Origin of the sequence: Bacteroides togonis, from assembly GCF_900130135.1 — a bacterium.
Taxonomy (GTDB): domain Bacteria; phylum Bacteroidota; class Bacteroidia; order Bacteroidales; family Bacteroidaceae; genus Bacteroides; species Bacteroides pullorum.
This window is the reverse complement of the sequence record NZ_LT670820.1, coordinates 3,506,914-3,519,099: the sequence shown is the minus strand read 5'-3', so window position 1 is coordinate 3,519,099 and position 12,186 is coordinate 3,506,914. Positions and strand designations below refer to the sequence as shown.

Here is a 12,186-nt window from a genome sequence, read left to right as displayed (position 1 = left end):
CTGTTTTTTTTCCAATGTCCGAGAAAATGCGCAGAAAAGCTTAACATAAATTCTACGTCGGATTGGAAGTTTCATCTCAAAAGCGTACTTTTGATGCAAAATTTATAATCAACTCCCATAATGGCAAAAGACACCAAAAATAATGATTGGAAGGACCGTTTGAATGTGGTCTACTCTACTAACCCAAACTTCCAATACGAAACAGGAAATACAGAAGAGGCTGAAACCCTCTCTCCCAATCAGCAAAAATTGCGAGTACAACTCGATCGTAAGAACCGTGGGGGTAAAGTAGTGACCCTCGTTACCGGCTTTGTAGGCACCGACGATGATCTAAAAGAACTAGGACGAATGCTAAAGAGCAAATGCGGTGTGGGTGGTAGTGCCAAAGACGGTGAAATCATTGTACAAGGCGACTTCAAACAAAAGGTTATCGAATTACTGAAAAAAGAAGGGTACACACAAACAAAACCCGTGGGATAAACGGACTAACACTATAGGATAGCCATAATGGCACATTCCATCACCTATGTTTTTCCCGTTCCGTATATTATTTGTATATTTGCAACGTATTTTCAGGAAATTCCCTAAAGCAATAATGAATATATTATGATATACCGTTTGCTTCATTTTTTTCTAAAGCTACTGTCATACATTCCTTTCCGTATGCTTTACATCTTGTCAGACGGTTTGTTCTATCCGTTATACTACATTGTTCGCTACCGTCGTAAGGTTGTACGAAAAAACCTAACGGAATCTTTTCCTGAAAAAAGTTTGTCTGAAATCAAGCAGATAGAAAAAAAATTCTATCACTTTTTTATCGACATGACCCTAGAGAGCTGCAAGTTAGCTTCCATATCCCCCCAAAAGATAAAACAAAGAATGCAGTTCACAAATACAGAAGCTGTAAATTCAATGCTGAGACAAGGTAAATCCGTTTCTATCTATATTGGCCACTATGGAAATTGGGAATGGGTATCCTCCATGCCCTTGTGGTTGGAGAAGAGCGCAACAGGTATCCAAATCTACCATAAGTTACGCAACAAAAGTATGGAACAACTGATGATGCACATTCGAGAACGTATGGGGGGAACTTGTGTAGAGATGCACAAAACAGCCCGTTGCATCACAGAATTGGCCAATCGCCACGAAGTCTGCATTATTGGATTTATAGCCGATCAATCACCTAGAAAACAAGAATCACGTTTCTTCTTGCCTTTCCTACATCACAGTACTCCCGTGTTGACAGGAACAGAAAAAATTACAAAGCATTACGGATTTGAGGCCTTCTACCTTGACGTAAAAAGGAAGAAAAGAGGTTATTACGAAGCCGAATTCACTCAGCTTCACGAAAATCTCCAATCACTGCCAGACTTTGAACTGACAACACTCTATTTTCAGCGACTAGAACAAACCATTCTGCGTCAACCGGAGTTATACTTGTGGACCCACAATCGCTTCAAGCACGCAGAAAAGCTGGAGACGAACAATTAATTAGAGCCTCAAGACTAAAAAGTTTTCACAGAAAGTTCTCATAATTATGGATATAGATTTTATCATCACATGGGTTGACATGAATGATCCAAAATGGCAAGCGGATTTTATGAAATACTCCGGTAATAAGGACAATACCAAGAACGGAGTCTCTGAAGCCCGTTTTCGCGATTACGGTTTCCTGAAGTATTGGTTCCGTGGAGTGGAAAAGTTCGCCCCCTGGGTGCGCAAGATACATTTTGTGACTAGTGGACAGAAACCAGAATGGCTGGATGAGAACAACCCCAAAATCCATTTGGTGAACCATAGGGATTATATTCCAGAGGAGTTCCTGCCCACTTACAATTCTGTGGTGATCGAACGGTATCTGCACAAAATACCCGACTTGGCAGAACACTTTGTCTATTTCAACGATGACTTTTACATTACGAGTACCATTGGAACGGAACGTTTCTTCAAAAATGGGTTGCCCTGCGACATTGCTACTTTCCTATACAACCCTTCATGGTCGCAATGGTATAAAAGGATTAAGAACAATCTGAAAATCATCAACCGCCATTTTGACAAGAAAGAGGTGATGAACCGCTTCCACGATAAATGGTTCCACAAAAGCTATGGTTCAAGAGCCCGCTGGAACTATATTCTGAAACCCTATAGCAAATTTATCACCCTCCGTACGCCACACAATGCACAACCCTATCTGAAAACCACTTTTGAAGAAGTATGGGCTGTCGCCGGCAAAGAACTGACCGAGACATCAGCCAACCGATTCCGTGCTCTGACTGACTATACACCAGAGCTCTTCCGTACCTGGCAAATCTGTCGGGGAAATTTTGAACCGTACAATACCTACAGAGACACCAAAATGTTCCCCCTCATGATACGGCCCAAACAGGCTGTAAAAGCTATTTATGAACAATCATACTCATTGGTCTGTCTAAACGATAATGTACATATTCGAAACTATGCACAAGTCATGGAGAATATACGAAACGCCTTTGAGCACATTTTACCGGAAAAGTCAAGCTTTGAACATTAATATGACCTAATCCTTTATAAATTAGCCATGAATAAAGTTCTTGCAGAAATTATAGCGGGGGTCATTCCCCACAAAATGACTAGAAACAGATGGCGCGGTCTTTTGCGCTATGGACTTTTCAATGCGATCAGACTGAAATATCGGATGAAGCATGACCACACTGTTCCACAATATTATCTGACGGTTTGTGCTATAGCCAAAAACGAAGGGCCTTATTTCAAGGAATGGATAGAATGGCACCACAAACAAGGTGTTGAAAAGTTTTATATCTACGATAACGAAAGTACAGATTGTACCAAAGAAGTACTTGAACCTTATATTAAGTCCGGACTAGTGGAATACCGTTATTGGCCCGGTAGAAAACAACAACTAGCTGCCTACGACGACTGCTTTGAAAGACATCGGACGGAAGCACGCTGGATTGCAGTCATTGACCTTGACGAATATATCGTACCGATAAAGGATCGAACAATTCCAGAATTCCTGCATCGCATGGAGGAATTCGCAGTCGTAGAAATCAATTGGTTAGTCTATGGCAGTGGAGGTGCAAAGACCCGTGAACCTGGAGGCATCATGGAACGTTTTCGCAAGCATTCTCTCCCCGAACATCGACTAAATACCCACGTCAAAAGCATTGCTGACCCACGCCGTGTCTGTACCATGATAGGATGTCATGAAGCAGCACGTATTTCGGGACGTCCAGCTGATTCCCATGGTATCCCCATCAAAAAACACTTTGGTGACCGTAAACCGCAACAGGATGTCATACGCATCAATCATTATGCAGTAAAGTCATACGAAGAATTCCTTGCCAAACGGGCACGCGGACGGGCACGGATCAACACACTACGAGACTTCAGTTATTTCGAACAATATGACTTGAACGACATCGAGGAATAGGCTTTCTTCTCACACACATATATTACATTCCCCCCCAAACAGCATTCAAAATGGCTACATATTACGGAAGAAAATACAGATTATTAGAACTAAAGCACTTGTTCAAAGAAATCGTACTTACCTACAAAATAGCATTAAAATCAAAAACGGTTTGTAAATTGACGACGAAAAATCCCGCCTACATTGCTATGGTAGACGGAACAGCCATACATGGAGGGATGTGCGACCGTTTCAAAGGCATCATCACCCTGTACGCATACTGCAAATATCGCGGATTACCGTTCAGAATAAAATACACGCATCCTTTTCGGCTAGAAGACTATCTATCTCCGGCTGCTTACGACTGGACACTCAAAAAAAATGAATACACAGATAATCCTCGATATTGCAGGATCCTATACATGAGGAAAGAATATCTTGCCAAAAGGCTTCTGAATTTGAAGACAAAAAAGCAAGTTCACTATTATGGCAATAGAGATAGCCTGGCATACATCAATGAAGCATATGCAACAAACCCAGCCAATCATTATAACTGGGGGGAATTATTTTGCGAATTGTTCAAACCTGGCCCTGTTTTAGAAGAGCGAATTCGAACCATTAAAAAAGATTTGGGTAATAATTATTATGCAGCCGTATTCCGTTTCCAGAACTTACTCGGAGACTTCAAGGAATACAACTATCAACCCATAAAGGAGCAAGACAAAGCAGAAGATCTTATTGAAAAATGCCTCAACGCTATTAAAGAACTACAAACCTCATATGCAAACCAACCATTATTGGTCACCTCGGACAGCGTGAAATTCCTGCAAAGGGCTTCACAGATAAAAGGTGTGTACATCATACCGGGAACATTAATCCACATGGACGGTCAAAAGAAGTACATCTCGGATAACACGAATGAAGCTTATTTGAAATCTTTTCTGGACTTTTATTTATTAAGCGAAGCGCAAAAGATTTATCGAATAGGAACTTCGTATATGTATCCAAGTGAATTTCCTGTATATGCAGCTAAAATACACGAAATTCCATTTGCTAGCATTACCATTTGAAAATGGGAATATCTTAATCAATACCTCATCAAAAAAATTACCACAGAGCGTGTATGTATAGAAATTATAAGATTATTGTCAATACGGCAGCAGGCCGTCGAAGATATATGCAGTATCTTGTACCATTTGTGTTAGCATCAGACATTGTTGACAGATATGATATATGGATCAACACCCATAACGGAGCGGATATCGAATTTTTCAAGATACTTGCAAAGAAGTATTCCAAGATAAATCTCTGTTGGCAACCCGACGGAATAGTAGATGGAAACAAATCCATTAATGCTTTTTATCGGGATTGTACCCAAGAGAATGCTATTTATTTCAAACTGGACGATGACATTGTATGGATGGAACCTAATGCCATCCAGAAAATGGTTGACTTCCGTATAGATAATCCACAGTACTTTCTAGTAACTCCTTTGGTCATCAACAACTCTTTATCAACCTACCTGCTGCAAATCAGAGATAAAATAACATTGAAAAAGTATTGCAAATCTTCCCCCGCCCATTCTCTTTTATGGAAAAGTGGACAATTTGCAACAGCATTACACGAATGGTTCATTGAGAAATATTTATCAACAGATAAATATCCGTTTCTTTATGTAGGCAAGCAAGAAATGGGTATGACCCGTTTCTCCATTAATGCCATACTATGGTTTGGAGCAGAAATGAAAAAAATACAAGGAGTTGTACCTGGAGATGATGAAGAATTCCTATCGTGTATGTATCCAACCTCTCATGGCATGTGTAATTGTTGGAATGGTGATGTCATCATGGCCCACTTTGCTTTCTTCACCCAACGAGATTTTCTCGACAAAGCAGGAATCCTAGAACGATATGGTGCCTTCATCGCTTCCAGAAAGAAAGAACTATTCTATCCATACTATATGGAAATACAAAATATTCTGTCTGACATAGCCACAGATGAAAAACATTTGATGTCGCAACCGTCTCCATATCGTAAACCAATTGCCCTCAAGTCATCTCGTACGATAAAGGATTCTATAACAAAATGCATAAAGAAAAGCATGCAACCGCTAGTAAAAACAGTACATGATCAAATTCACAAAACCGAAACATTTATTATAAAATAAAGAAAGATGGATAAGAAGTATGACTATTTGATTGTCGGTTCCGGCTTGTATGGAGCAACTTTTGCCCATCTTGCTACCAAGCAAGGTAAACATTGCCTAGTGATAGACAAGCGTTCTCATTTGGGCGGTAATCTGTACTGTGAAAACGTAGAAGGAATAAACGTACATAAATATGGCGCACACATCTTCCATACCAGCAACAAACAGGTATGGGATTTTGTCAATTCCATTGTTGAATTCAACCGATATACCAATTCTCCTATAGCCAACTATAAAGGCAAACTATACAACCTGCCCTTCAATATGAATACCTTTTATCAGATGTGGGGAGTTACAACCCCTGCTGAAGCAATAGCAAAAATTGAAGAGCAAAAGGCTGAAGTAACAGCCAGAATGAGAAATGATGGGGTGACGATTCCACGTAATTTGGAAGAGCAGGCACAGATGTTAATAGGGAAAGATATCTATGAACGGCTGATAAAAGGTTATACAGAGAAACAATGGGGACGCAAATGTACGGAACTTCCAGCCTTCATTATCAAACGTCTGCCTGTCAGACTCGTTTTCGACAACAATTATTTTAATGACAAATACCAAGGCATTCCTATAGGTGGATACAACAAACTGATTGAAGGTTTATTGGACGGCATCGAAACAAAGATAGAAGTGGATTTTTTTGCAAACCGGTCTTACTGGGAAGGATTAGCAAATAAGATTGTTTTCACCGGAAAAATCGATGAATATTATAATTATCGTTTTGGCAAATTGGAATATCGTACCGTACGGTTTGAAGAAGAAATACAGGATATGCCTAACTATCAAGGGAATGCAGTCGTCAACTATACGGATAGGGAAATCCCCTACACGCGCATCATCGAACACAAACATTTTGAAATGTTCGGCCAAGACGTATATAGCTGCCCTAAAACTATCATCTCCAAAGAATATTCTACAGAATGGAAAGATGGAATGGAACCTTACTATCCAGTAAATGATGAACGGAACAACAGTCTATACCAACAATACAAGGAACTGGCAGACAAAGAAGAAAAAGTTATTTTCGGTGGAAGACTAGCTGAATATAAATATTATGACATGCACCAGATCGTGGAAAATTTACTAACACGTTCCAACTTAGGATAAAATTACCTCCTTAAAACTCTTAGGCACGAACAACTCAGAATAACATAAATAGCAATTGCATTTATTCATAGAATTCTACCCCGTTCGTGCCTAAGAATATTAATAAATCATTTCTATTTTAAATCAGTAACACGAGAAACGACTTTAGATATAGCCCTGCTAAAATACCCTCCTTCAGACATCAAACCACTTACACGACGCACATTATCACACATCTGTTCATACTCATCCCGTGTTAAACACTCATAGATTTTCTTTATGTCACGTAAGGAATCAATGCATATTCCAACACCGTTTTCCTCTATAAATCCTGCCATTGCAGCCTCGCGCCATACAATAACAGGCAAACCACAACGAATATACAGAGAAATCTTATGAGGTGTATTGACCTTCAGATATTCTCCCCAATCCCCACTGCAGCTGTCAACCGAGTCTCCATCCCACACAAGTCCAAAATCTCCCTCAGCACTTTCAATCAACTTATCGGGCAACATAAAACCTTTTATCTCAAACTTTTCCGGACATTCTGCACTCGACTTATCAAATCCCTTGCCATACACATTCAAGGTATAACCTTCAACATAAGTTCCCAGTTCATATAGGAAATTGTTTTTCCGACGCGCCAATTGCCCGGCATACACGACTTTATGCAAAGGCCACGTTTTTTTCCGGTCCGGAGATTGGGAGCTAGACAAGAAATCAAATATGCGAAGAGGCTCTATAATTTTTTTTCCGTTATATCCTACAAATCCGTTATCACACAACCATTTACAAAAGGCTGGATTGTGACCGATAATTGCATCCGACTTATTCAACTGGCATATTTCCTCTTGAGGAGAACTATGTTTGTTACGAAAACAAATCAAATCGTGTAGCAATGTTATCACATTTGCTCCACGCATATGAGCCAAGCGGCAAATAATAGAATAATATTTCGTAGGATATTGTAAAATCAGTACGTCGCCTTTATTGACGTACAACAACATACGAACAACTATGGCGATCGTACGTACAAAATGGAACAACCGATTTTTAGTGATGCTATGGCGTTTCCCTGCTGGGGAAAATCCCAATTGATCCATAACCTGCTCAACGTCCAAACGAGCTTTGCTACCAGCATCATTGATGCGATTGGACTTATAGTCTCTAGATAAATAGTAGATCATTCAACAATATTAAAATGACTGTTTTCTATAGTTTTTGTTTAATCTCTGGATAATGTTCAAGAATTCTGTCAAGCGCTTTACGATTACGATCGTCAGCCGGATTGGTATTTACCGTTTTCAAAGAAATTTCTCCAGGTTTACCTATTTCTAAGGGCTTTCGTTTCCCATTGGGCAAAGGAACCACGTAAGTACCACGCGACACAGCTGCCAGCCAAAACCACACATCATCAACAGTAGGGGCTAACTCCATAAAAAGAGAGGGAGCAAGCATTTTTTCGTCCAATGAATGAGGTGGATATAACACCTCACCCACACCTGTCTGCATTGCTAAGTGAGTTCGATGGATTTTCTTGAAAACAAAATCATACCAATGGTATTTTCTCCATTTACGATAAGGAACATTCAACCTGGCCTTCCTTACACGATGAGCAACAATGGCATCGGGCACTCGTTTGTGCATGACAACCAAATCACGTAACCAATCTGGATGATACAGAACATCATCGTCCATTGTCACGATAATATCATCAGGAAAGTCATTTAATGCCGGAATCAACTTCCGATATGAACGAATATCCCAATCGTAGTTCCGAATTTCAAAAATAGAGTTACTGTCAGCAAGTTCAAGCAAACTCTGCGGAACTCCACTCTCACCGAATTGCGAAAAGGTAAGATAAAGCACCAGCTTATCGGGCAATAGGGAACCTTCGAGAACAGAGCGTATCGCCTGCACAGCATAAGAGATTGCCGCAGGAAACGAAGTCAATGAAACAATCACCTTCGGTTTATCATTCATTTTCTGATTGATTTGTTTTAATATCATATCCTATTCTTCTACCAACTTCAGGATACTTCTCCACAATCGCTTTCAACGCCGCCGCATTTCGGTCCATACCCGACTTAAAATTGGTGGTTTTCAACGACAATTCGCGTGGTTTTTCCAACCCTTTAGGTTTGTTATATCCAAAGGGAACAGGAACGATCGGAGTTCCATTAGCCACAGCTGCCGCCCAAAACCAAATATCGTCTGTTGTTGGAGCAATTTGGGTGAACAGATCCACATCCAGCATCTCCGATTTCAGAGAATGAGGTGGATACAACACTCCCCCTACGCCAGTCTGTATATTCTTAAAGCCAATATGTATCTTCCTCAGCACAAAACTATACCATCTGTATTTAGTCCATTTACGATAAGGAAGTCCTGGCTTCATACGTTTGGCCCGATGTGCTAATACCGCCTTGGGCAACTGCTCGTGTAAACGCAGTAAATCACGCAGCATGTGTTTATGATACGCGACATCATCGTCCACCGTAACAATTATTGCATCTGGAAAATCGTGCAAAGCCGGAATTAATTTCCGATATGAACGGATATCCCGATCATAGTTCCGTACTTCAAATATTGGATTTCTATCTGCCAGTTCAAGTAAGCTTTGTGGAACTCCATTTTCACCGAATTGTGAAACGGTAAGATAAAGCACCACTTTATCAGGAAGGACAGAACCTTCCAAAAGAGACAGAATAGCCCGTTCTGCATATGATATCGCAGCAGGAAAGGAAGTCATGGACACGATGACTTGAGGTTTGGACATATTCGCATTCATATTCTTCTTACCAAGTTGTTAATCCTTACAACAAAGATAATATAAAAAAGCGACAAACAGAGCCGGTTACATAAAAATCTCATCAATCACCAGCAACAGAACAACAAAAAAGGATGTACCAATTATGGCACATCCTCAGTTTATATCAAAATCCCAATATAGATTTACTCAGCACGCAAAGTGAAACGCTTGAAATCTGTGACCTTCAGTTCGGGATCTGCTTCTTTCAACACTTCTCTTACAGTTTTCTTTGCATCCATTACATCCTCCTGATTCAACAGGCAGACTTCTTTCAGGAACTTACCCAAACGACCCTTAGCAATGTTCTGGATCATCTGCTCAGGCAAGTTAGCAGCTTTCTCTGCAGAAACAGTAGCGATGATTTCCTTTGCTTTGGCAACATCTTCGGCAGTAATCCAACCCTTAGCCATGTTGCTTTCCATGTGATCTTCGCTATCTACGTGAGCAGGGTTAATACCTGCTTTCTTCAGAGCAGCCTCAACAGCCTTCTGTACCTGTTCAGCCTTTGTTTTCTCAACAGCAACTTCGATTTCCTTCTGTTTGATTTCTTCTGACACCCCGTCCTCATCAATAGCAATAGGATTCATTGCAGCAATTTGCATAGCGATCTGCTTACCCAATTGTTCATCAACTTTTTTATTGAAAGCAACAATAGTACACAAACCGTTTCTGTTCATATGGTTATAAACCACCGTATCTGCACCTTCTACAGTCATGTAGCCATCCAATTCCATCTTTTCACCAGTGATACCGCTACGGTCTGTTACAGCCTGAGCAACAGTTGCATCACCCATCGGCAGAGCTTTCACTTCATCCAGTGTCTTGCACTTGTTAGCAACAGCCAGATCCAGGATATCTTGAGTCAATTTTACGAAGTCAGCATTCTGAGCAACAAAGTCTGTTTCACATTTCAGTGCGATGATAACAGCAAAATCACCCGTTGTCTTAGCCAACACGCAACCTTCAGAAGCCTCGCGGTCAGAACGCTTAGCAGCTACAGCCTGCCCCTTCTCACGGAGAATCTTCATTGCCTTATCGAAATCGCCCTCTGCATCAGTCAAGGCGTTCTTACAGTCCATCATACCAGCACCGGTCATTTTACGGAGCTTGGTTATATCAGCCATTGTTACAGCCATAATCTCTTTATCTTTTAATTAAGTTAATAATACTACTCTTCTATATAAAGCATTTGAGAGCTGAGAACAGAGAATTGAGAATTGCCGTTTAAAGTAACTCTCAACTTTCAATTCTCAACTCTCAAGAATATATTTTAAGCTTCTTCGTCTTCTTTCATGAAGGCGGCAGCCTTAGAAGCATTGATAGCTTCTTCGTCCGACTTGTCCAGACGAGCCTTGGTAGCTTTCTTCTTACCCTTATTGGCAGGAGCTTCACCGGCAGCTTCCATGTCGATCTTTTCAGCCTTACGTTCTTCCAGACCTTCCTGCATAGCAGCACAGCAAGCATCCAAAATCACTTCTACAGACTTGGTAGCGTCATCATTAGCCGGGATTACGAAATCTACATTAGTAGGATCAGAGTTCGTATCAACAATACCGAATACAGGAATACCCAAACGGTTAGCCTCGCGAACTGCAATATTTTCCTTCATAACGTCTACAACAAACAATGCAGACGGCAGACGAGTCAGGTCAGCGATAGAGCCCAAAGTTTTGTCCAACTTAGCACGCTGACGAGAAATCTGAAGGATTTCTCTCTTAGAGAGATTTGCATAAGTACCGTCATTAGTCAGCTTATCAATAGTAGCCATCTTCTTAACGGCCTTACGAATAGTCGGGAAGTTGGTCAACATACCACCCGGCCAGCGCTCGATTACATAAGGCATGTTTACAGAGGCTGCCTTGTCAGCAACCACCTGCTTAGCTTGTTTCTTAGTAGCAACAAACAGGACTTTCTTTCCTGATTTAGCGATTTGCTTCAAAGCTTCTGCAGCTTCGTCAATTTTAGCAACCGTCTTGTTGAGGTCAATGATATGAATACCATTGCGCTCCATGAAGATATAAGGAGCCATTGCAGGGTTCCACTTTCTTTTCAGGTGACCGAAGTGGCAACCGGCCTCCAATAATGTATCAAAATTTGTTCTTGACATTGTCTTTTTAATCTTAAATCGTTTACTTTCTTTTTTGTTTTTCTAAACCAACCGCCGGGTAGCCTTGTCCACAAGAACGAGAGTCCCGGTAGTTTAGATGCTAAACGCTTTTTCAGTTGAGAGTTGAGAGTTGAAAGTTGAAATTCATGCAACTTGTCCGCCCCAACCAATCTGCAACTCTTAACGTTTACTGAACTGGAATCTACGACGTGCTTTGGGACGACCCGGTTTCTTACGTTCAACAGCACGCGGGTCACGAGTCATGAAGCCTTCGGCACGCAGAGCAGCCTTATCTTCAGGATTGATTTTTACCAGTGCACGGGCGATAGCCAGACGCAAAGCCTGAGACTGACCTGTGAAACCACCACCGCAAAGGTTAACTTTAATGTCATACTTTTCAGCTACACCAAGCTTGTTCAGCGGCTGTTTAACCACGTACTGGAGAATGCTTGAAGGGAAATACACAGCAAGGTCTCTCTTGTTAATGGTAATCTTTCCAGTACCTTCGCTTACGAAAATACGTGCAATTGCACTTTTACGTCTGCCTAATGCATTTACTACTTCCATCA

13 protein-coding genes are annotated in these 12,186 nt (G+C 40.9%); 7 read left to right on the top strand and 6 right to left on the bottom strand.

All coding sequences use genetic code 11. The annotated features are described in order from the left end of the window. The first annotated feature begins 120 nt into the window (after positions 1-120). From BQ8005_RS14750 to glf, 7 genes are all read left to right on the top strand, one after another. Positions 121-480: a translation initiation factor gene (locus tag BQ8005_RS14750; RefSeq protein ID WP_075318573.1), complete on the top strand. Its 360-nt coding sequence runs from the start codon at positions 121-123 to the stop codon at positions 478-480. A 126-nt stretch (positions 481-606) separates the two neighbouring features. Continuing rightward, positions 607-1,491 (top strand): lysophospholipid acyltransferase family protein, encoded by an 885-nt coding sequence (locus BQ8005_RS14745; protein ID WP_021846911.1) that lies wholly within the window; start codon positions 607-609, stop codon positions 1,489-1,491. Positions 1,492-1,537: 46 nt separating this feature from the next. Next, complete coding sequence (locus BQ8005_RS14740) at positions 1,538-2,530, top strand: Stealth CR1 domain-containing protein (protein WP_021846910.1); 993 nt, start codon at positions 1,538-1,540, stop codon at positions 2,528-2,530. Positions 2,531-2,605: 75 nt separating this feature from the next. After that, positions 2,606-3,430: a glycosyltransferase family 92 protein gene (locus BQ8005_RS14735; RefSeq protein ID WP_234984062.1), complete on the top strand. Its 825-nt coding sequence runs from the start codon at positions 2,606-2,608 to the stop codon at positions 3,428-3,430. Positions 3,431-3,480: 50 nt separating this feature from the next. After that, positions 3,481-4,479, top strand: coding sequence for a hypothetical protein (locus tag BQ8005_RS14730; protein ID WP_075318572.1), 999 nt, complete (start codon positions 3,481-3,483; stop codon positions 4,477-4,479). Between the two features lie 53 nt (positions 4,480-4,532). Continuing rightward, a complete protein-coding gene (locus tag BQ8005_RS14725) occupies positions 4,533-5,576 on the top strand; it encodes a hypothetical protein (protein ID WP_159436267.1) in 1,044 nt (347 codons plus the stop codon). A 6-nt stretch (positions 5,577-5,582) separates the two neighbouring features. Next, positions 5,583-6,719, top strand: a complete 1,137-nt coding sequence (glf, locus tag BQ8005_RS14720; protein WP_021846906.1) for a UDP-galactopyranose mutase — start codon at positions 5,583-5,585, stop codon at positions 6,717-6,719. Positions 6,720-6,832: 113 nt separating this feature from the next. Here glf and BQ8005_RS14715 read toward each other — a convergent pair whose 3' ends face one another. From BQ8005_RS14715 to rpsI, 6 genes are all read right to left on the bottom strand, one after another. Next, positions 6,833-7,885 carry a glycosyltransferase gene (locus BQ8005_RS14715; protein ID WP_075318570.1) on the bottom strand — a complete coding sequence of 351 codons (1,053 nt, stop codon included), beginning with the start codon at positions 7,883-7,885 and terminating at the stop codon, positions 6,833-6,835. A 25-nt stretch (positions 7,886-7,910) separates the two neighbouring features. Then, positions 7,911-8,708: a glycosyltransferase gene (locus BQ8005_RS14710; RefSeq protein ID WP_234984061.1), complete on the bottom strand. Its 798-nt coding sequence runs from the start codon at positions 8,706-8,708 to the stop codon at positions 7,911-7,913. After that, positions 8,674-9,489 (bottom strand): glycosyltransferase, encoded by an 816-nt coding sequence (locus tag BQ8005_RS14705; protein WP_075318568.1) that lies wholly within the window; start codon positions 9,487-9,489, stop codon positions 8,674-8,676. The genes BQ8005_RS14710 and BQ8005_RS14705 overlap by 35 nt, the downstream gene beginning before the upstream one ends. 164 nt (positions 9,490-9,653) lie before the next feature. Then, positions 9,654-10,646 (bottom strand): translation elongation factor Ts, encoded by a 993-nt coding sequence (gene tsf, locus BQ8005_RS14700; RefSeq protein WP_075318567.1) that lies wholly within the window; start codon positions 10,644-10,646, stop codon positions 9,654-9,656. Between the two features lie 134 nt (positions 10,647-10,780). Then, entirely contained in the window at positions 10,781-11,617 is an 837-nt protein-coding gene (rpsB, locus tag BQ8005_RS14695) for a 30S ribosomal protein S2 (protein WP_075318566.1), read from the bottom strand. A gap of 180 nt (positions 11,618-11,797) precedes the next feature. After that, complete coding sequence (rpsI, locus tag BQ8005_RS14690; protein ID WP_021846901.1) at positions 11,798-12,184, bottom strand: 30S ribosomal protein S9; 387 nt, start codon at positions 12,182-12,184, stop codon at positions 11,798-11,800. Between the last annotated feature and the right edge of the window lie 2 nt (positions 12,185-12,186).